The organism is Pseudomonas fitomaticsae (genome assembly GCF_021018765.1).
GTDB classification, from domain to species: Bacteria; Pseudomonadota; Gammaproteobacteria; order Pseudomonadales; family Pseudomonadaceae; genus Aquipseudomonas; species Aquipseudomonas fitomaticsae.
The window spans coordinates 5,141,809-5,159,811 of record NZ_CP075567.1 but is presented as its reverse complement, the minus strand read 5'-3'; the positions used below and the strand labels follow the sequence as shown (position 1 = coordinate 5,159,811).

Annotated in this window: 19 protein-coding genes and 1 pseudogene; 12 read left to right on the top strand and 8 right to left on the bottom strand. The window is 61.7% G+C overall.

The window, feature by feature from the left end; translation table 11 throughout:
* Positions 1 to 66 precede the first annotated feature (66 nt).
* Positions 67 to 1,419, top strand: a complete 1,353-nt coding sequence (locus tag KJY40_RS23320; protein ID WP_230733062.1) for a GntP family permease — start codon at positions 67 to 69, stop codon at positions 1,417 to 1,419.
* Positions 1,420 to 1,479: 60 nt separating this feature from the next.
* Here the strand turns inward: KJY40_RS23320 and alaC are convergent, their stop codons facing one another.
* Positions 1,480 to 2,691: an alanine transaminase gene (gene alaC / locus KJY40_RS23315; protein ID WP_085606535.1), complete on the bottom strand. Its 1,212-nt coding sequence runs from the start codon at positions 2,689 to 2,691 to the stop codon at positions 1,480 to 1,482.
* A gap of 139 nt (positions 2,692 to 2,830) precedes the next feature.
* Here alaC and KJY40_RS23310 point away from each other — a divergent pair, with 139 nt between their 5' ends.
* The 3 genes from KJY40_RS23310 (at position 2,831) to KJY40_RS23300 (ending at position 4,862) form a co-directional block, all read left to right on the top strand.
* Entirely contained in the window at positions 2,831 to 3,493 is a 663-nt protein-coding gene (locus KJY40_RS23310; RefSeq protein WP_230733061.1) for a LysE family translocator, read from the top strand.
* Between the two features lie 68 nt (positions 3,494 to 3,561).
* Complete coding sequence (locus tag KJY40_RS23305) at positions 3,562 to 4,056, top strand: GyrI-like domain-containing protein (RefSeq protein WP_207983725.1); 495 nt, start codon at positions 3,562 to 3,564, stop codon at positions 4,054 to 4,056.
* Between the two features lie 317 nt (positions 4,057 to 4,373).
* Positions 4,374 to 4,862: a GNAT family N-acetyltransferase gene (locus tag KJY40_RS23300; RefSeq protein ID WP_230733060.1), complete on the top strand. Its 489-nt coding sequence runs from the start codon at positions 4,374 to 4,376 to the stop codon at positions 4,860 to 4,862.
* 87 nt (positions 4,863 to 4,949) lie between these two features.
* Here KJY40_RS23300 and KJY40_RS23295 read toward each other — a convergent pair whose 3' ends face one another.
* Positions 4,950 to 5,555: a pyridoxamine 5'-phosphate oxidase family protein gene (locus KJY40_RS23295; RefSeq protein WP_230733059.1), complete on the bottom strand. Its 606-nt coding sequence runs from the start codon at positions 5,553 to 5,555 to the stop codon at positions 4,950 to 4,952.
* Between the two features lie 17 nt (positions 5,556 to 5,572).
* Positions 5,573 to 6,058, bottom strand: a complete 486-nt coding sequence (locus KJY40_RS23290; RefSeq protein ID WP_230733058.1) for a GNAT family N-acetyltransferase — start codon at positions 6,056 to 6,058, stop codon at positions 5,573 to 5,575.
* 142 nt (positions 6,059 to 6,200) lie between these two features.
* Between KJY40_RS23290 and KJY40_RS23285 the strand changes: the two genes are divergently transcribed.
* From KJY40_RS23285 to KJY40_RS23275, 3 genes are read left to right on the top strand one after another with little or no spacing between them, the layout of a single operon-like run.
* Positions 6,201 to 6,626, top strand: a complete 426-nt coding sequence (locus KJY40_RS23285) for a YybH family protein (RefSeq protein WP_007951109.1) — start codon at positions 6,201 to 6,203, stop codon at positions 6,624 to 6,626.
* A 40-nt stretch (positions 6,627 to 6,666) separates the two neighbouring features.
* Positions 6,667 to 7,011: a YciI family protein gene (locus KJY40_RS23280; protein ID WP_007951101.1), complete on the top strand. Its 345-nt coding sequence runs from the start codon at positions 6,667 to 6,669 to the stop codon at positions 7,009 to 7,011.
* Positions 7,004 to 8,233 (top strand): RNA polymerase sigma factor, encoded by a 1,230-nt coding sequence (locus KJY40_RS23275; protein WP_230733057.1) that lies wholly within the window; start codon positions 7,004 to 7,006, stop codon positions 8,231 to 8,233. Before KJY40_RS23280 ends, KJY40_RS23275 begins: the two co-directional genes overlap by 8 nt.
* 122 nt (positions 8,234 to 8,355) lie before the next feature.
* Here KJY40_RS23275 and KJY40_RS23270 read toward each other — a convergent pair whose 3' ends face one another.
* Complete coding sequence (locus tag KJY40_RS23270; protein WP_230733056.1) at positions 8,356 to 9,081, bottom strand: SDR family oxidoreductase; 726 nt, start codon at positions 9,079 to 9,081, stop codon at positions 8,356 to 8,358.
* A 111-nt stretch (positions 9,082 to 9,192) separates the two neighbouring features.
* Between KJY40_RS23270 and KJY40_RS23265 the strand changes: the two genes are divergently transcribed.
* Complete coding sequence (locus KJY40_RS23265) at positions 9,193 to 10,029, top strand: LysR family transcriptional regulator (RefSeq protein ID WP_230733054.1); 837 nt, start codon at positions 9,193 to 9,195, stop codon at positions 10,027 to 10,029.
* Between the two features lies 1 nt (position 10,030).
* Here KJY40_RS23265 and KJY40_RS23260 read toward each other — a convergent pair whose 3' ends face one another.
* Complete coding sequence (locus tag KJY40_RS23260) at positions 10,031 to 10,885, bottom strand: LysR family transcriptional regulator (RefSeq protein WP_230733052.1); 855 nt, start codon at positions 10,883 to 10,885, stop codon at positions 10,031 to 10,033.
* Between the two features lie 88 nt (positions 10,886 to 10,973).
* On the opposite strand from KJY40_RS23260, the gene KJY40_RS23255 reads away from it, so the two are divergent.
* Complete coding sequence (locus tag KJY40_RS23255; RefSeq protein ID WP_230733050.1) at positions 10,974 to 11,411, top strand: multidrug/biocide efflux PACE transporter; 438 nt, start codon at positions 10,974 to 10,976, stop codon at positions 11,409 to 11,411.
* A gap of 58 nt (positions 11,412 to 11,469) precedes the next feature.
* On the opposite strand, the gene KJY40_RS23250 is transcribed toward KJY40_RS23255, so the two are convergent.
* On the bottom strand, positions 11,470 to 12,225 hold the full coding sequence (locus KJY40_RS23250; RefSeq protein WP_230733048.1) for an SDR family NAD(P)-dependent oxidoreductase: 756 nt from the start codon (positions 12,223 to 12,225) through the stop codon (positions 11,470 to 11,472).
* A gap of 119 nt (positions 12,226 to 12,344) precedes the next feature.
* Here KJY40_RS23250 and KJY40_RS23245 point away from each other — a divergent pair, with 119 nt between their 5' ends.
* A complete protein-coding gene (locus KJY40_RS23245; protein ID WP_230733046.1) occupies positions 12,345 to 13,241 on the top strand; it encodes a LysR family transcriptional regulator in 897 nt (298 codons plus the stop codon).
* Between the two features lie 53 nt (positions 13,242 to 13,294).
* Here KJY40_RS23245 and KJY40_RS23240 read toward each other — a convergent pair whose 3' ends face one another.
* Together KJY40_RS23240 and KJY40_RS23235 are read right to left on the bottom strand one after the other, a co-directional pair.
* A complete protein-coding gene (locus KJY40_RS23240; RefSeq protein WP_230733045.1) occupies positions 13,295 to 14,908 on the bottom strand; it encodes an inorganic phosphate transporter in 1,614 nt (537 codons plus the stop codon).
* 109 nt (positions 14,909 to 15,017) lie between these two features.
* On the bottom strand, positions 15,018 to 16,040 hold the full coding sequence (locus KJY40_RS23235; protein WP_230733043.1) for a transporter: 1,023 nt from the start codon (positions 16,038 to 16,040) through the stop codon (positions 15,018 to 15,020).
* Positions 16,041 to 16,315: 275 nt separating this feature from the next.
* On the opposite strand from KJY40_RS23235, the pseudogene KJY40_RS29800 reads away from it, so the two are divergent.
* Positions 16,316 to 17,005 (top strand): annotated as a pseudogene (locus KJY40_RS29800) (methyl-accepting chemotaxis protein); the annotation flags it as partial.
* A gap of 165 nt (positions 17,006 to 17,170) precedes the next feature.
* Positions 17,171 to 17,938 (top strand): methyl-accepting chemotaxis protein, encoded by a 768-nt coding sequence (locus tag KJY40_RS29795; protein ID WP_407682008.1) that lies wholly within the window; start codon positions 17,171 to 17,173, stop codon positions 17,936 to 17,938.
* Positions 17,939 to 18,003: the final 65 nt, after the last annotated feature.

Below are 18,003 nucleotides of genomic sequence, written 5' to 3'. Positions count from 1 at the left end.
GCGCTGTCCTTACGGCTTCTGATTAACCCGCTTTAATAACAACAACAAACCAGGAGACACCCCCTCATGTTTGGCATGTCCCATGACGCCTATCTGCTGCTCGATGCAGTGGTCACGGTGATCGGACTCATCGTCCTGATCACCAAATTCAAGATTCACCCCTTCATTGCCCTGACCATCGCCGCCGCGTTCCTCGGCCTGACGTCCGGCATGCCGATCGGCACCATCATCAAGGCGTTCCAGGACGGCTTCGGTGGCGTGCTCGGTTTCGTCGGCATCATCCTCGCGCTGGGCACCATGCTCGGCAAGATGATGGCCGAATCCGGCGGTGCCGATCAGATCGCCCAGACCCTGATCCGCGCCTTCGGCAAGGACAAGGTCCAGTGGGCGATGATGTTCGCCGCGTTCCTGGTGGGCATTCCGCTGTTCTTCGAAATCGGTTTCGTGCTGCTGATTCCGCTGGTGTTCATCGTCGCTCGCCGCACCGGTGTGTCGATCATCAAGATCGGCATCCCGCTGCTCGCCGGCCTGTCCGCCGTGCACGGCCTGGTGCCGCCGCACCCGGGCCCGCTGCTGGCCATCGGCGTGTTCGGTGCCGACATCGGCAAGACCATTCTCTATGGTCTGATCGTCGCGCTGCCGACCGCCATCATCGCCGGTCCGATCTTCGGTACGTTCATCGCCAAGCACATTCCAGGTCATCCGAATCAGGAACTGGTGGATCAACTGGCCCGTGAGTCGGACTCGCAGGACCTGCCAAGCTTTGGCATCACCCTGGTCACCGTGCTGCTGCCGGTGTTCCTGATGCTGCTGAAAACCTTCGCTGACGTGGCACTGCCGGATGGTCATTTCTTCCGCACCTGGATGGACATGATCGGTCACCCGATCTCGGCGCTGCTGCTGGCATTGCTGCTGTCGTTGTACACCTTCGGCTACAAGCAGGGCATCGGTTCTCAGCAGATGCTCAAATGGCTCGACGCGAGCCTGGCGCCAACCGCCGCGATCATCCTGATCATCGGTGCCGGCGGTGGCTTCAAGCAGATGCTGGTCACCAGCGGTGTGGGCGACGTGATCGGCCACATGGCGGTCAGCGCGCAGATCTCGCCGATCCTGCTGGCATGGCTGGTGGCGGCGGTGATCCGTATCGCGACCGGGTCGGCCACCGTGGCGACCATCACTGGCGCGGGCATCGTGGTGCCGGTGGTGGGGATGATTCCGGGCGTGAACCGCGAGTTGCTGGTGCTGGCCACCGGTGCTGGCTCGCTGATCCTGTCCCACGTCAACGACGCCGGTTTCTGGTTGGTGAAGCAGTACTTCAACATGACCGTGGCCGAGACCTTCAAGACCTGGACAGCGATGGAAACCATCCTGTCGGTGGTGGGTCTGGGCTTTATTCTGTTGTTGTCGCTGTTCGTTTAACCTCGAACGCAAGGCACAAAAAAACCGCATCGATGCGGTTTTTTTGTGTCCGGATTGACGTCAGGATTTGGTGACCAGACCATCGGCCCGGAACATCCCGCGAATCCCGCGTACGGCCTGACGAATCCGGTCCTGGTTTTCGATCAGCGCGAAGCGCACGTGATCGTCGCCGTACTCACCAAAGCCGACACCCGGCGAGACGCAGACCTTGGCCTCGGCCAGCAGTTTCTTGGCGAATTCCAGCGAACCGAGGTGCGCGTAGGCTTCGGGAATCTTCGCCCAGACGTACATCGAGGCTTTCGGGTTCTCGACCATCCAGCCCAGTTCATGCAGGCCTTTGACCAGCACGTTACGGCGCTGGCGATATTGCTCGGCGATGTCGCGCACGCACTGTTGATCGCCTTCCAGCGCAGCAATCGCGGCCACCTGCAGCGGGGTGAACGTGCCGTAGTCGTGGTAGCTCTTGATCCGCGCCAGGGCGCTGACCAATTCCGGGTTGCCGACCATGAAGCCGATGCGCCATCCCGCCATGTTGTAACTCTTGGACAGGGTGAAAAACTCCACCGCAATGTCCTTGGCGCCCGGCACCTGCATGATCGACGGGGCTTTCCAGCCGTCGTAGACGATGTCGGCGTAGGCCAGATCGTGCACCACCAGCACGTCGTACTGTTTGGCGAGGGCGATCACCCGCTCGAAGAAATCCAGCTCCACGCACTGCGCGGTCGGGTTGGACGGGAAGCCGAGGATCATCATCTTCGGTTTCGGGATCGAGCCGCGAATCGCCCGTTCCAGCTCGGCGAAGAAATCCACGCCCGGCACCAGCGGCACCGACCGCACCTGGGCGCCGGCAATCACGGCACCGTAGATGTGGATCGGGTAGCTCGGGTTCGGCACCAGCACGGTGTCGCCCTGATCCAGGGTCGCCAGCATCAGGTGCGCCAGGCCTTCCTTGGAACCGATGGTGACGATTGCTTCGCTTTCCGGGTCGATCTCGACCTCGTAGCGTTCCTTGTACCAGTTGGAAATCGCCCGACGCAGGCGCGGAATGCCCTTGGACGTTGAGTAACCGTGGGTGTCTTCGCGTTGGGCAACCTGCACCAGTTTTTCAACGATGTGCGGCGGCGTGGCGCCGTCGGGGTTGCCCATGCTCAAGTCGATGATGTCTTCGCCACGACGTCGGGCGGCCATCTTCAGCTCGGCGGTGATGTTGAAAACGTAAGGGGGGAGTCGATCTATGCGCGCAAAGCGGCGCGGCGAACCTTGTTCAGCCATTGTTGCCTCGGATAACGTAAGCGCCCGGAACCGTCCGAGCGACGCTGGTCACTGCGGTGACCTGTGGCGGAAGATAAGGGCAGCGATGGCAGACTGTCCAGCGTGCACGACAACAATTTTTTCCCAAGGAAATCGGTTAATGGAATTCACCAGCGGCTTCTTGCTGAGCCTTTCGCTGTGCCTGGATATCGGCGTGGCCAACATCGCGATGATCACTTTGGCGATGCAGCGCGGCTATTTTCAGGGCTTCGCGCTGGGTCTCGGCACCTGTGTTGGCGACCTGATCTACGCGGTGCTGGCACTGGCCGGAATGACCGTTCTGCTGCAATACGAAACCGTGCGCTGGGTGCTGTGGATCGGTGGTTCGGCGCTGTTGATCTACTTCGCGGCGAAGATGATCTATTCGGCGATCCACCACGAGGCGCAACTGGCGGCGACCGCCGAGGTCGGCCAGAACTCCCATCGCAAGGAGTTCTTGCGTGGGATTTTTCTCGCCATGTCGTCGCCGAGCGCCATCCTCTGGTTCGCGGCAGTGGGCGGCACGTTGATCGCCCGTTCCGGTGGTGGCGGTCCTTTGAGCTCGGCGCTGTTCCTCGGCGGATTCCTGTGCGCCGGGCTGTTGTGGTCGGCGGGCCTGTGCTTCGCCGCCAGCCATGGCGGCAAGTTGCTCGGCGACAAACTGTTGCGCTATTCCTACCTGGCATCTGCAGCGATCTTCTGCTATTTCGCGGTCTACGTGATCGTATCCGGTTATAACGAGTTCGTCGGTTCAGGCGCCGCCGAGGCCCTGCATACGCTGTAAATGTGCGAATCGGGTTTGGCTTCTATACTCCCAGCCGAACCCACTTTTTTCGTTCAAGGAGTCGAGTCATGGATGAGCAAAAACGCGTCGAAGTGGCTGAACCTCGCTTCGAACATGGACACTTCCTGCTGATTGCAGGTTTTCGCGATCGTTTTACCAAAGAGACTGTTCAGGACATCCCTGCGCTGTGGGAAAAACTGATCCCGCACATCGGAAATATTCCGGGGCAGAAGGGCGAAGTGACCTACGGCGTTTGCAGCAATTTCGACGGCAACGGCGGTTTCGATTACATGGCCGGTGTCGAAATCCGCAAGCTGGATGACTTCCCGCAGGAAAAGTATCCGTGGATCGAAGTCCTGCCGCGTCAGTACGCGGTGTTCGAACACAAGGGTTCGCTGGATCAGCTGCCGCAGACCATTGATTACATCTACAACACCTGGCTGCCGGCATCCGACTACAAAGGGCTCAACGCCCCGGAACTGGAACGCTACAGCGCCGATTTCAACCCGAAAACCAATACCGGCAAGCTGGAAATCTGCGTCCCGGTGGAAAAGAAAACCTGATCGGCAACCGGCAGCGCGAACCCGCTTCGCGCTGCCGGTCGAGCCTCACTTGCCCTTGATCCGTCGTGCCCGCAACAGGTCGATGCCCAAGGTAATGAAGCCGAAAAAGCTGATGCCCAACACCATCAACAAACCGATTTCCACGCTGCTCATAAACGGTTCCCCCCTCGGGTGATCAGAGACAGGCATCAGAAATAGACCGTCCCGAATCCGAAGAAAAGCGCTTATACGCAGGCTTTACGCCGCCCGTGCGGATCGATATGAACACCTTATTCCTTTATCCTTGGCGGCCTTGTTTCCACTGATTTCGAGCCGCCATGAACACCGTCATCCGCCACGTCACCGCCGCCGACCTGGATCGCTGCTACGCCATCGAAACCCTCGCCTATGAAGGCGACGAAGCTGCGACCCGCGAGAAGATCGCCACGCGCATTGCCACCTGGCCGGACGGTTTCATCGTCGCCGAGGTGGACGGGCAGGTGGCCGGGTTCATCAACTCCGGCGCGGCGTTTGATGTGCAGATGTCTGACGAGGCGTTCAAGGAACTGATCGGCCACGACCCGGCCGGGCCGAACGTGGTGATCATGTCGGTGGTGGTGCACCCGGATTATCAGGGCCTGGGGCTGGCCAAGCGCCTGCTGGGCGAGTTCATCGAACGCATGCGCGCCCAAGGCAAAGCGACGATTCACCTGATGTGCAAGGAACGGCACATCCCGCTGTACGCCGGATTCGGTTTTGCCTACATCAAACCGTCCGAGTCCGACCACGGCGGGATGGCGTGGCACGAGATGATCCTGAACCTGTAAGTCATTACGCGGAACCTGTGGGAGCTGGCAAGTCGAAACGTCGCACCGCAGCTCCCACAGGGTTTCGCAGTGTTTTTAGTTCTGAGTTTAGTAAAGGGTATCAATCACCCGTTTGGGGGCCTCGCGGTCGTAGGCCTCGGCATCGAACTGCCCATCATTCAGACGCTTGTGAAACGCGCCCGCCGTCGGCAGCGCCGAGCGCGGCAAGTGGGTTTCAGGGTTCCACGCATCCGAACGCACGAATGCCTTGGAGCAATGAAAGAACGCCGCCTCCACACTCACCAGCAACACCGTGCGCGCCGGTTTGCCGTTCACCGCGAAGCTTTCCAGCAACTCGGGGTCAGCGCTGATGGATGCGGTGCCGTTGACCCGCAACGTCTCGCCAATCCCCGGAATGATGAACAACAGCGACACTCGCGGATCGTGCAACACGTTGCGCAAGGTATCGATGCGGTTGTTGCCCGGCCGATCCGGCAACGCCAGGGTGCGCTCGTCAATGATCCGCACAAACCCCGGCGCATCGCCGCGCGGAGACCCGTCGATGCCGTCGGCGCCGACCGAACTGACAATCACCAGCGGCGAGACCCGGACCATCGCCTGATAGTCCTCGTTGAGATAGCCGATCTGCTTGCGCACCGCCCGTTCGTGGGGCAATCCGTAGATGGCTTCCAGCGCTTCGATTGAATCGATCATCGTTGCTCCCCAGACGATTAGAAGAACAGCCCCATGCGCCGCTCGTAACCGATGCGCCCCTTGTAGGCTTCGCCGCTGTCGACGAAGCCGTACTTGGCGTACAGCGCAATCGCGGCGTCGTTGTCGGCGTCCACCGACAGTTCCAGCCCTTTGATCTCCGGCCAGGCCTGGCGCGCAACGTCCGGCAGTGCCAGCAGGCAGGCCCTGCCGTAACCCTTGCCCTGGGCGCGGTGATCGACCTGCAACGCATGCAGAGTGGCGCTGTGTTCATTGGCCCATTCCGGCAACACGGGCGGGCGCTTTAGCAGCAGGAAGGCCACCGGCACGTCTTCAGCCAGCAGCGCAAAACCTTTCACGCCGGGGCCGGGTTTTGACAGCAGCGTGTGCAGGGCGCCGTGGATGTCGCCGGAGAACTTGATCTGCTCGGCGTGGATTTCAATGGCCTCGACCTGTTGGCGTTGGGTGGCGTTCAGGCTTTCGTAAGGCACGAGTCGGGCTGACACGGGAATTTCCTTTTTCCTACAAAGATGAGCCTCGGATTCTAGCGATTTTGTCTTCTTCGGAAATTTTTTGTTTCGGTTGTCGATCCAGCAAATCGCCGAACGACTAAGGGTGTCTTCACAACAAAAACCAGGGAGAAACCCCATGAGTACGCAAGCGCAGATTCAAACCCTGATCGACACCTACCGCGAGGCGGTGATGACCAAGGACGTGGAAAAAGTCATGGCTCTGTACGCCGACGACATCGTTTCCTTCGATGCGATCAAGGCCCTGCAATTCAAGGGCAAACCGGCCTACCGCGCGCACTGGGTGGATTGCATGGAAATGTGCCCCGGCCCGCACATCTTCGAATTCCACGAAATCGCCATCGAGACCGCCGACAACATCGCCTTCGCCCACTGGGTCGCCAACTGCGGCGGCACCAATGAAAAGGGCGAAACCCAGAGTTGCTGGATGCGCGTCACCGCGTGCTACCGGCAGATCGGCGGGGCGTGGAAGATCGCCCACGAACATTGGTCGGCCCCGTTCGACCCGATGAGCGGCGCGACCCTGTTCGATGTGAAACCCTGATCTTCAGCCATAGTTGATCCGTCCGATTCAGGAGAACGCCATGAAGTATTTATGCCTGGTCTACAGCGACGAGCGCCTGCTGCATTCGTCGCCCGACAGCCCGGAAGATGCCGAGTGCTGGGCCTACGCCGAGTCGATCCAGGGCAGCGGCCGGATGGTCGCCGCCGAAGCGCTGGAGTCGGTGCAGACCGCCACCACGGTGCGCATGCGCAACGGCAAGCTGTCGATCACCGACGGCCCGTTCGCCGAGACCAAGGAGCAGTTGGCCGGTTTCTACCTGATCGACGCGCGGGACCTCAATGAAGCGATTCAGGTCGCCGGCAACATTCCGGCGGCCCGGGTCGGCAGCGTCGAAGTGCGTCCCGTGCGCCAGTTGAATGTCTGAGGTCAGGGCGCGGGTCGAGCAGGTCTATCGCGAAGACTCGCGGCGGATCCTCGCGACCCTGATCCGCCTGCTCGGCGATTTCGACCTCGCCGAAGAAGCCTTGCACGAGGCGTTCTTCGTCGCGGTCGAGCGCTGGCAGCGCGACGGCGTGCCGGACAATCCGCGAACCTGGCTGGTGTCCACCGGGCGCTTCAAGGCGATCGACGTGTTGCGCCGTCGCGCACGGTTCAAGGCCTCGCAGCCGTTATTGCTGGCGCAACTGGAAGAACTGGAACAGTCCGAATGGGACGCCGAAGACGTGGAAGACGATCGCCTGCGCCTGATCTTCACCTGCTGCCACCCGGCGCTGGCGGCGGACGCGCAAGTGCCGCTGACCCTGCGTGAAGTCTGCGACCTCACCACCGAAGAAATCGCCCGGGCATTCCTCTCGGCCCCGGCGGCGATTGCCCAGCGTATCGTGCGGGCCAAGGCGAAGATCCGCGACGCGAAAATCCCTTATCAAGTCCCGGCCCTCAGCGAATTGCCTGAACGCCTCGACAGTGTGTTGCGGGTGATTTATCTGGTGTTCAACGAGGGGTATTCGGCGTCCGGCGGCGCTCAGGTGACCCGCGAAGACCTGACCCGCGAGGCGATTCGTCTCGGGCGGTTGTTGCTGGAGTTGTTGCCGGATCCGGAAGTTATGGGGTTGCTGGCGTTGATGTTGTTGCATGAATCGCGGCGCTCGGCGCGGTCCACGCCCGATGGAGAACTGATTCTGCTGGATGATCAGGATCGCCGATTGTGGAATGCCGAGCTGATTGCCGAAGGCTGCGATCTGGTGGAAAAGGCGCTGACCACGGGGCGTTTCGGGCCGTACTGCCTGCAAGCGGCGATTGCCGCGGTGCATGCCGAAGCACCGACGGCGGGGGAGACGGACTGGGAACAGATCGTCGGGCTGTATGACGTGTTGCTGCGGGCGGTGCCGTCGCCGGTGATCGAGTTGAACCGGGCGGTGGCGGTGGCCAAACGTGATGACGCGCTGGCCGGGTTGACCCTGGTTGAAGGGATTCTGGGGCGCGGGGATTTGCAGGATTACCACCTGGCGCATTCGGCGCGGGCGGAGTTCTGTCGGCAGTTGGGGCGGGTTGAGGAGGCTCGGGCGGCTTACCGGCGAGCCTTGGAACTGACCCGGCAGGAGCCGGAGCGGCGGTTTATCGAGGGGCGGCTTAAAGCACTGGACTGATCCGAAAGGATCGTTGGCAATATTGGCCTCTTCGCGGGCAAGCCCGCTCCCACAATTGGAATGCGATCAAATGTGGGAGCGGGCTTGCCCGCGAAGGGGCCTTTAAGGTCTATAACAATGGATCAGGCTTGCTGGCGTGTCGCAGCCATCACAATCTCGCGAATACAAACCCCCTGCGGCTGCTCATACGCATAGGCAACCGCCGTCGCTACATCCTCTGCACTCAACACCGTCCCCCCCATGTCCTGTTTCCAGGCCTGATACCCGGTCTTGATCGCCTCATCCGTGGTGTGGCTCAGCAATTCGGTCTCCACCGCACCCGGCGCAATCGTGGTCACCCGCACGTTATGCGGCGACAACTCTTCGCGCAGGTTCTCCGACAACCCATGCACCGCAAACTTGGTCCCGACATACGCCACATGGTTCGGGAAGGTCTTGCGCCCGGCCACCGAGCTGACGTTGATGATGGTGCCATGCTTGCGCTCGATCATTCCGGCGACCACCGCGTGCACGCCGTTGAGCAGGCCTTTCACGTTGACGTCGAGCATCTGGTCCCACTGCGCCGGATCCTGCTTGCTCATCTCGCCCAGCAGCATCACCCCGGCGTTGTTGATCAGCGCATCGGCCGGACCAAATTGCGCTTCGGCCTCGGCCACAGCGGCCAGCAACGCGGCGCGGTCGGTGATGTCGACGCGGCGGCTGAGGCTGTTCGGCAGGGCCAGTGCTTCAAGGCGTTCGATGCGCCGGGCCAGCAACAGCAGCGGATGGCCGGCAGCACTCAGGCGGCGGGCGGTGGCTTCGCCGATGCCCGAGCTGGCGCCGGTGATGATGATCAATGGCTTGCTCATGGTTGAACTCCTGAGATAAGAAAAACAAATAACCAGATTCGGGGCGCAGTATATTTAGCCCGCTGGAGGCTGAAAAATGCCTTATTTCTCTGTCTGCTATCGGAATTTCCTATGGATATCCGCCATCTCAAAGCCTTCCTCGCGGTGTTCGAGGAACGCAACATCACCGCCGCCGCGCAACGGCTGTTCATCAGTCAGCCCACGTTGTCGGTGACCATCAAACAGCTGGAAGAAGAACTCGGCGCGACGCTGTTCGTGCGTCAGCCCCGTGGTGTGGAAGTCAGCGACGAAGCGCGTCTGTTGTACCCGCAGGCACGGCGGATGGTGGCCGAATCCGAGGCGCTGAGCCGGATGTTTCGCGGCCGCGAAAACCGTGCACCGCTGACCCTTGGCATCGAGGGCGATATCGCTGCCAGCCACATCGAAGCCTTTGTGCGCATGGCCCATCAGGCGTTGCCCAATCTGCTGCTGACCCTGGAGGAGGGCTGTCATGGCGATGGTCGATTGGCGGTCGAGGAAATGTGCTGCGAGGACGAACTGTTCCTGCCGCTGTGGGAAGAGTCCTATGTGATGGCGCTGCCCCTTGATCATCCGATGGCCAACGCCCAGGCAGGCTGGGCGCCGATCGAGGACTGGATCACCTGCCCGCAACATCCTTCGCATCAGCGGTTGATGGCGCTGTACGGACGCTCGCCGGAAGCGGTGGCGGGGCATGCCGGTTCACTGCAACAGGCGTTGTACATGGTGGCGGCAGGTGTCGGCGTGGCGATGTTGCCGCAATCGCTGGTCAGCGGGCATGAGCGCATCGTGGTGCGCGCGCTGCACCTGCCGGCGCCGACCCGGCGGGTGGGATTGTGTTATGCGGCGCAAGCGCTGGAGTTGCCGACGATGCGCGGGTTGCACGAGTATTTTCAGGTCAATCGCCCGCCCGCCATCGAGGCGGCCTGAGCTATTCCAGCATCTTGCTCAGCAACCAGCTCCCCGCCGGCCCCGGCGGGTACAGCCGCGACCACAGCGCATCGACGAACACCGGTTTCGGCCAGCCGCGCACCTTCAGCTCCACCAGCAAATCATTTCCAAACCGCTCCACCAACCAGCGCGGCAGCGGGGCCCAGCCGAAACCTTTCTCGGCCATCTCCAGCAACATCAGATAACTCGGCGCCGACCACACCCGGCCTTTGCCGCGACTGTCATAGGGATTGACGATGGTGGCCAGGCGCAGCTCGCGATGCTGTTCAAGGACCGTTTGATCGATGGATTCCTGCGTCGCCAACGGATGCCCACGGCCTACGAACAAGGCGATTTCCGTACGTTCGGCGACAGTCGCGGTCGCCAGATCCGGCGGGTAGTTGTCCTGCATCTCGGCGAACGCCAGATGCGCCCGGCCTCGCTGCACCAGTTCGATCAGGTCATCGCACTCGGCGATCAGGCATTCCAGTTCCAGATCCGGATAACGCTGCTCGAACCCCACCAGCGCCGCTTCAAAACGGTCGGACTGATAAGTGTCGGAAATCGCCACTGTGAGTTTCGGTTCGACGCCCTGAGCCAATTGTCGGGCGGTCATTTCCAGACGGCTGGTGGCGGACAGAATCGCCTCGGCCCGTTGCAGCATCACGTGGCCGGCCGGCGTCAGGGTCGGTTTGCGGCTGCTGCGGTCGAACAGCACCAAGTCCAGATCAATCTCAAGACTGGCCACCGCCGCACTCACCGTCGACTGACTGCGCCCGAGTTTGCGCGCCGCCGCTGAAAATGAGCCTTGAGTCGCCGCCTGGACAAACGCCAGCAACACTTCCTGAGACGCCATGAACTATCGCCTTGATCGATGGTTATTGGTTATGAAGTATCGGTGTGGTGCTAGATGATGGCAACCATCTTCACAGAGGACTTCGGCCATGACTGCCAACAAATCCATCACTGAACGTATCTTCCAGGCTATCGGTTTCGAACTGCTGGCGATCCTGATCTGTACCCCGTTGCTGGCGTGGATCATGGGCAAACCGCTGGTCGAAATGGGCGCCGTCACCATCGCAATCGCGATGCTGGCCCTGGGCTGGAACGTGGTGTTCAACGGCTTCTTCGACCGCATGCTCAAGCGCTGGAACATCGCCCACAACGCCTGGGTGCGAGTGGCGCACGCGCTGCTGTTCGAGGGCGGGTTGATCGTGATGGGCGTGCCGCTGATTGCCTGGTGGCTGTCGGTCAGCCTGTGGCAGGCGTTCCTGCTCGACATCGGTGTGCTGCTGTTCTTCCTGCCGTACACCTACGTCTACCACTGGGGTTATGACGTGGTGCGCGAGCGGCTGATGATGCGCAGCGTCTGCCAGAGCTGAAAACAAAAAATCGCCGCCTGTGAGGGCTGCGATTTTTTTTGTCTGGATTCTTTCGGACTTAGAGAAACATCCCGCCCGACGCTTCAATCCGCTGGCCGTTGATCCACTGCGCCCCCGGCGATAGCAGCAGCGCCAGCGCACCGCCAATGTCATCCGGCTGCCCGGCACGGCCCAGCGCGGTGTTGCTGGCGACCATCGCGTTCAGCGCCGAATTGTCGCGCACCGCGCCGCCGCCGAAGTCGGTTTCGATGGCGCCCGGTGCCAGGATATTCACGGCGATCTGCCGCGCACCCAGCTCCTTGGCCTGATAACGGGTCAGTACTTCCATCGCGCCTTTCATCGCCGCGTAGGCCGCATAACCCGGCAGGGTGAAGCGGGCCAGACCGCTGGAAATGTTGATGATCCGCCCGCCATCGTTGATCAGTGGCAGCAGTTGCTGAGTCAGGAAGAACGGCCCTTTCAACTGCACGTTCATCAGCAGATCGAACTGCTCCGGCGTGGTGTCGGCGAAGGATGCATGCACACCAATGCCGGCGTTGTTGATCAGGAAATCGAAGCGCGGACGCTCGAGCTGTTGCAGCGCCTGCTCGACCCGCACGGCGAACTCGGCAAAGCCTTCGCTGCGCCCGACATCCAGTTGCAGCATCACGGCTTTGGCGCCGAGGGTTTCCAGTTCCTGCACCAGCGCCTGGGCTTCATCGGCGCGGCTGTTGTAGGTGCCGATGATGTCCACGCCTTGGGCGGCGAGGTGCAGGGCGGCGTTCTTGCCGAGGCCACGGCTGGCACCGGTGATCAATGCGATTTTGCGGTTCATGGGTCTTCCTCGAAGGCAGTGACGGTTGATGGGCTCAGTTTATTTATCCGCCATGAGGTGATAAACAGACTGAAACCGGAATCACTGGTCGGATTGTCCGAACAATAAATGGGTGGCCCATGAACAAACTGGAACTGCTGCGCACCTTCGTCCGGGTCAGCGAATTGTCGAGTTTCACGATGGCGGGGGAGAGTCTGGGGCTGCCTCGCTCGACGGTGTCCGAGCAGGTACAGGCGCTTGAAACCCTGCTCGGCACGCGGCTGCTGCAACGCACGACGCGCAAGGTCCAGGCGACTCAGGACGGCCTTGCGCTGTACGAGCGAAGCAAGGATCTGCTATCGCACATGGACGAAATCGAGAACCTGTTTCGTCAGGACGAAGCGTCGCTGACCGGGCGGATCCGGGTCGATATGCCGAACATTCTGTCGCGGCGGCTGATCATGCCGAAGCTACCGGAATTCATGGCGCGTCATCCGAACCTTGAGCTGGAAATCAGCAGCACCGATCGTCGGGTCGACCTGCTCGCCGAAGGCTTCGATTGCGTGGTGCGCATCGGTGCGCAGCCCGATCAGTCGGTGGTGGCGCGGCACCTGGGGGACTTCAGCATGATCAACTGTGCCAGCCCCGCGTATCTGGAGCGCTACGGCGTGCCGCAGACGCTGGAAGATCTGGCGCAGCATCGGTTGGTGCATTACGTCGGTGTGCTGGGTTCGCGATCGGAAGGGTTTGTCTACGAGCAGGACGGGCAGGTCCACCGCGTGCCGATGGCTGGCAGTGTCACGGTCAACAGCACCGATGCGTACGAGTCGGCGTGTCTGGGGGGATTTGGTCTGATTCAGGTGCCGCGCACCGGCATGAACACCTATCTGGATACCGGCGAGATTGTCACCGTGCTGCCGCAATACACCGCGCCGGCGATGGGCATTTCACTGTTGTACGCGAGGCAGCGGCATCTGCCGTTGCGGGTGCGGGTGTTCATGGACTGGCTGGGGGATTTGATTCGTTCGACGCTCTGATTCCTGCGGCAAATCCCTGTGGGAGCAACGGCTCTCACAGGGATTCGGCTGGATCAGAAAATCTGGGTAAACAGCCAATACAGGCTGCCCGACAGCAGAATCGCCGCCGGCAAGGTCAGCACCCACGCCATCAGCAGATTGCGGATGGTCTTCATCTGCAAACCGCCACCGTTGGCGACCATGGTCCCGGCCACGCCCGAGGACAACACGTGAGTGGTCGACACCGGCAGGCCGAACATGTCGGCGGCGCCGATGGTCAGCATCGCCACGGTTTCAGCCGAAGCGCCTTGGGCGTAGGTCAGGTGGGTTTTGCCGATCTTCTCGCCGACCGTGACCACGATCCGCTTCCAGCCGACCATGGTGCCCAGTCCCAACGCAATCGCCACCGCGATCTTCACCCACAGCGGAATGAACCGCGTGGCGTTGTCGATCTGTTGCTTGAACAGTTGCAGCTTGCCGCTGGTGTCGGCGTCGAAGGTGCCGACCTTGTTCTTGTCCATCAGGCGAATGGTTTCGCTGGCCAGGTACATGTCGTTACGCACGTTGCCCATGGCCTCGGCCGGGACTTTCGCCAGCGATCCATAGCCCTTCACTTCTTCACCGATGTGCCCGGTCAGGGAGGCGAGGGCCGGGATCAGTTGCGGCGTGGCTTCCTTGCTGCGCATGTAGTCGGAGAGCACTGCGCGTGGATCGGCCGGTGCCGGCAGTGGCGCACTTTTCACCAGCGCTTGCTGGGTCACTTGGGCGACGGCGGCGAATTGCAGCGACTGTTCTTCCGGCATGGTGCGGTTCAGCGCATAAGCCATCGGCAGAGTGCCGACCAGAATCAGCATGATCAGGCCCATGCCTTTCTGGCCGTCGTTGGAACCGTGGGCGAAGGACACGCCGGTGCAGGTCAGGATCAGCAGACCGCGAATCCACCACGGCGGCGGGGTGTTGCCTTCCGGTGCCTTGTACAGCGAACGGTTTTTCACGAACGCGCGCAGCGCCAGCAGCAACAGCGCCGCACAACCGAAGCCCACCAGCGGCGACAGCAGCAGCGCATAACCGATCTTGGTTGCCTGAGCCCAGTCCACACCGCTGGTGCCGTCGCGGCCATGCATCAGCGCGTTGGCCACGCCGACGCCGATGATCGAACCGATCAGCGTGTGCGATGACGAGGCCGGCAGGCCCAGCCACCAGGTGCCGAGGTTCCACAGGATCGCTGCGATCAGCAGGGCGAAGATCATCGCGAAACCGGCGGAGGAGCCGACTTGCAGAATCAGCTCCACCGGCAGCAACGCGATGATGCCGAACGCCACCGCGCCGCTCGACAGCAGCACCCCGAGGAAGTTGAAGAAACCCGACCAGACCACCGCGAAATGCGGCGGCAGCGAATGGGTGTAGATCACCGTGGCCACGGCGTTGGCGGTGTCGTGGAAACCGTTGACGAACTCGAAGCCCAGCGCAATCAGCAGCGCCACACCGAGCAGCAGGAACGGGGTCCAGGTGGTGACCACCGTGCCAAGTTCGTGCATGTCGTGCATCAGGCTGTAGGCGGTGAACAGCAGCCCCATCGCCAGCACCGCGAAAAACACCACGTAGGTGAACGGGCCGGTTTTCTTGTCGAGGGCCGGCCTGCCACTGGCAGCGGGGGCCGGGCTGGCGGTCAGGGAGGGAGTAGCCATGGGAGGACAATCCTGAGCGGGGGAAGGAGTGTCGCCCATGATCGTTGCTAAATATTACAGAGAGGCTGCGACAGATCAGTGTTTGGCGGATTAGCCGCAATCGCCGGTCTTAATAATCCCGCCGCTTGCGAAACGCCCAGCGCCCGGCAATCACGGTGAACGTCGCCACCAGCGCCACCAGAATCCAGAATCCCTCCGGATCGGTGGCCAGCGGCACGCCGCCGACGTTCATGCCGAAGAAACCGGCAATGATGTTGATCGGCAGCGCCAACACCGTGACCACGGTCAGGGTGAACAGCGTGCGGTTGCTCTGTTCGTTGAGGTTGGCGGCGATCTCTTCCTGCAACAGCTTGATCCGCTCGCCGAGGGCGGTCAGGTCGTTGATGATCAGCGCGAACTCCTCGGTGGATTTGCGTAGCTCCTTCACGTCTTCCTTCTGCAACCACGGCGGCGGCCGGTTGAGCAGGCGCAGCAGCGAACCCGGCTCCAGCGCCAGCAGCCGTTGCAGGCGCACCAACACCCGCCGGTTGGCACCAAGTTCGGCGCGGTTGGTCGACAGTCGCGAGGAGAGCAATTCGTCCTCGACCTGATCGACGCTCATGCTGGTCTTGCGCACGATCTGGGTCAGCACTTCGCCCTGATCGCGCAGCAGGTGCACCAGCAGTTCCAGCGGCGAACGAAAGCACTCGCCGGATTTCACCGAGGAACGCAGCTTGTCCACCGAATGCAGCGGTTGCAGGCGCGCACTGACGATCAGTTTGCTGCGCACGCAGACCCACAGCGTCGATACATCCGAAGAAACCATGCTGCTGAGGTTGAACACCACGTCGTTGACCACCGCCAGCAACGCCGAATCGACATGCTCGATGCGGGTCGAACGCGAACCTTCGTGCAGCGCTTCGAAAAACTCTTCGGGCAATTGCAGATGGCTTTTCATCCAGCGCTCGCACGCAGCGTGGGCCAGGTTCAGGTGCAGCCAGAGAAATTCATCGCCCTCGTTGTCGTCTTGCAGGCAGCGCAGGGCGGTCGCCGAATCCACCTCGCGCCCGCGCTCGCCGGGGCGAAATCGAAAGCCGTAAAGCAGGCCGAACAGGTCAGGATCACGATGACTGATATCGAGGCTGTGGTTCATGAAGGCTCGCTGCGAGGAGGCGTCTGTCGCGGGATTTGCAGATTCACCTGAGCCGCATCATTGCAATGTCACATGACGGTTGTGTGACAGCAAAGTGACGTCAAATCAACGCGTTACCGGCGGTCGGATTTTTCTCAAGAAGGGCTCTGGCACGCCGATCACGCATGAGTTAGGTTGCGCGCCTTCGGCCAAGAGCCAAGGTCCGCCGACACGGATGTCCGGCTAAAAAATCACGTCTTACCGGACGTGCCTCATCCCTGTCCCGAGTACCTGCGATGCTGCAAAAATCCCTGAGAGCGCAAATTCTCGCCCTGCTGAGCGGCAGCCTGCTGGCGATGCTGTTGATCGCGCTGGCCTGCTTTCACTTCCTGTCCAACGGCGTGCAGAGTTACAGCCAGTTGATCGCCGGCCCCTTGCACACTTCGCAACTGATCGACGAAGCCAACCTGCAATTCAAGGTGCAGGTCCAGGAGTGGAAAAACGTCCTGCTGCGCGGCAAGCAACCGGCGGATCTGGCCAAGTACTGGGGGCAATTCGAAGAGCGTCAGCGCGATGTGCAGGGCATCCTCGGTGAGCTGGCCAACCAAAAAGGCCTCGAGCCTGCGCTGAAAACCCGCATCGAACGCCTGCGCGAAGAACATCGTCTGCTCGGCGCTGCGTACCAGAAAGGCCGTGATGCCTACGTCGCTGCCGGTGCCGATCCGACTGCTGGCGATGCTGCCGTCAAAGGCGTCGACCGTGCTGCCAGCGATCAGATGAGCGAACTGGTGGCCGAGCTGCGCAAGCAGGGCACCGAGCAATCGGCGCAGATCAGCGCCAGTGCCGATCGCACCGTGTGGCTGGGGCTGCTGGTGATGCTCGCGTCCGGTCTGTTGATCGGTTTGCTCAGCCTGTGGCTGGTCAACCGCAATCTGGTCGAGCCGATCCGCAAACTCATCGACTACGTCACCCAGTTGAGCAAGGGCCGTCTGGTCGAGCGCGTGGCCAGCGACCGTCAGGACGAGCTGGGCAACCTGGCGGCCGCCGCCAACACCCTGCGCGATTTCCTCGCCGAAACCTTCAATCATCTGCAACGCAGCGCCAAGGATCTGGACAGCGCCAGCGGCGAGTTGAACGCTATCGCCACGCTGATGGCCGGCGGCACCAACGAGCAGTTCAACCGCACCGATCAGGTGGCCACGGCGATGAACGAAATGTCCGCCACCGCCCAGGAAGTCGCCCGTCATGCGGCCGACGCGGCGCGTGCGGCCGACGATGCCGACCAGTCCGCCCAGCAGGGCGAGAAGGTCATGCAGAGCACCATCCGCAGCATCACCCAGATGCGTGGCGAAATCGCCAACACCGCCACGGTGATCCGTCGTCTGGAAGCCGACAGCGGCCGCATCGGCAAGGTGCTGGAAGTGATTCGCGGGATCGCCGAGCAGACCAACCTGCTGGCGCTCAACGCCGCCATCGAAGCGGCCCGTGCCGGTGAAGCCGGGCGTGGTTTTGCGGTGGTCGCCGACGAAGTGCGCAACCTTGCGCAGCGTACGGCGGAGTCGATCATCGAGATCAACCAGATCATCCACAGCGTGCAGACCGGCGCGGTGGATGCGGCGCAGGCCATCGACAGCGGCCAGACCCGCAGCGATGAAAGCGTTGAGCAAGTGACCCAGGCCGGCGCGATGCTCGAGCGCATCACCCACGCGGTGGAAGCGATTCGCGACATGAACCGTCAGATCGCTACCGCCGCCGAGGAACAGACCTCGGTCGCCGAAGACATCTCGCGCAACCTGACCGAGATCACCTCGATTGCCAGCACCAACCTCGACAACGTGCAGCGCACCGAAAGTGCCAGCCAGAACCTGCACGGCCTGTCCGGCCAACTGAACGACGTCACCGCTCGCCTGAGCGTCTGACCGGCCAGTGACTGTGTACCGGTTCGGTTACCGAGTCGGTACACAGTCGATCTCAATTCGTGCAG

Bases quoted from the DNA above. Each gene is read 5' to 3' on its own strand.
- KJY40_RS23300 (WP_230733060.1), top strand. From the start codon at position 4,374: ATGAACACCGTCATCCGCCACGTCACCGCCGCCGACCTGGATCGCTGC.
- KJY40_RS29795 (WP_407682008.1), top strand. From the start codon at position 17,171: ATGGCCGGCGGCACCAACGAGCAGTTCAACCGCACCGATCAGGTGGCC.
- KJY40_RS23235 (WP_230733043.1), bottom strand. From the start codon at position 16,040: ATGAACCACAGCCTCGATATCAGTCATCGTGATCCTGACCTGTTCGGC.
- KJY40_RS23305 (WP_207983725.1), top strand. From the start codon at position 3,562: ATGGATGAGCAAAAACGCGTCGAAGTGGCTGAACCTCGCTTCGAACAT.
- KJY40_RS23280 (WP_007951101.1), top strand. From the start codon at position 6,667: ATGAAGTATTTATGCCTGGTCTACAGCGACGAGCGCCTGCTGCATTCG.
- KJY40_RS23275 (WP_230733057.1), top strand. From the start codon at position 7,004: ATGTCTGAGGTCAGGGCGCGGGTCGAGCAGGTCTATCGCGAAGACTCG.
- KJY40_RS23245 (WP_230733046.1), top strand. From the start codon at position 12,345: ATGAACAAACTGGAACTGCTGCGCACCTTCGTCCGGGTCAGCGAATTG.
- KJY40_RS23310 (WP_230733061.1), top strand. From the start codon at position 2,831: ATGGAATTCACCAGCGGCTTCTTGCTGAGCCTTTCGCTGTGCCTGGAT.
- KJY40_RS23320 (WP_230733062.1), top strand. From the start codon at position 67: ATGTTTGGCATGTCCCATGACGCCTATCTGCTGCTCGATGCAGTGGTC.
- KJY40_RS23295 (WP_230733059.1), bottom strand. From the start codon at position 5,555: ATGATCGATTCAATCGAAGCGCTGGAAGCCATCTACGGATTGCCCCAC.
- KJY40_RS23270 (WP_230733056.1), bottom strand. From the start codon at position 9,081: ATGAGCAAGCCATTGATCATCATCACCGGCGCCAGCTCGGGCATCGGC.
- alaC (WP_085606535.1), bottom strand. From the start codon at position 2,691: ATGGCTGAACAAGGTTCGCCGCGCCGCTTTGCGCGCATAGATCGACTC.
- KJY40_RS23285 (WP_007951109.1), top strand. From the start codon at position 6,201: ATGAGTACGCAAGCGCAGATTCAAACCCTGATCGACACCTACCGCGAG.
- KJY40_RS23240 (WP_230733045.1), bottom strand. From the start codon at position 14,908: ATGGCTACTCCCTCCCTGACCGCCAGCCCGGCCCCCGCTGCCAGTGGC.
- KJY40_RS23260 (WP_230733052.1), bottom strand. From the start codon at position 10,885: ATGGCGTCTCAGGAAGTGTTGCTGGCGTTTGTCCAGGCGGCGACTCAA.
- KJY40_RS23250 (WP_230733048.1), bottom strand. From the start codon at position 12,225: ATGAACCGCAAAATCGCATTGATCACCGGTGCCAGCCGTGGCCTCGGC.
- KJY40_RS23255 (WP_230733050.1), top strand. From the start codon at position 10,974: ATGACTGCCAACAAATCCATCACTGAACGTATCTTCCAGGCTATCGGT.
- KJY40_RS23265 (WP_230733054.1), top strand. From the start codon at position 9,193: ATGGATATCCGCCATCTCAAAGCCTTCCTCGCGGTGTTCGAGGAACGC.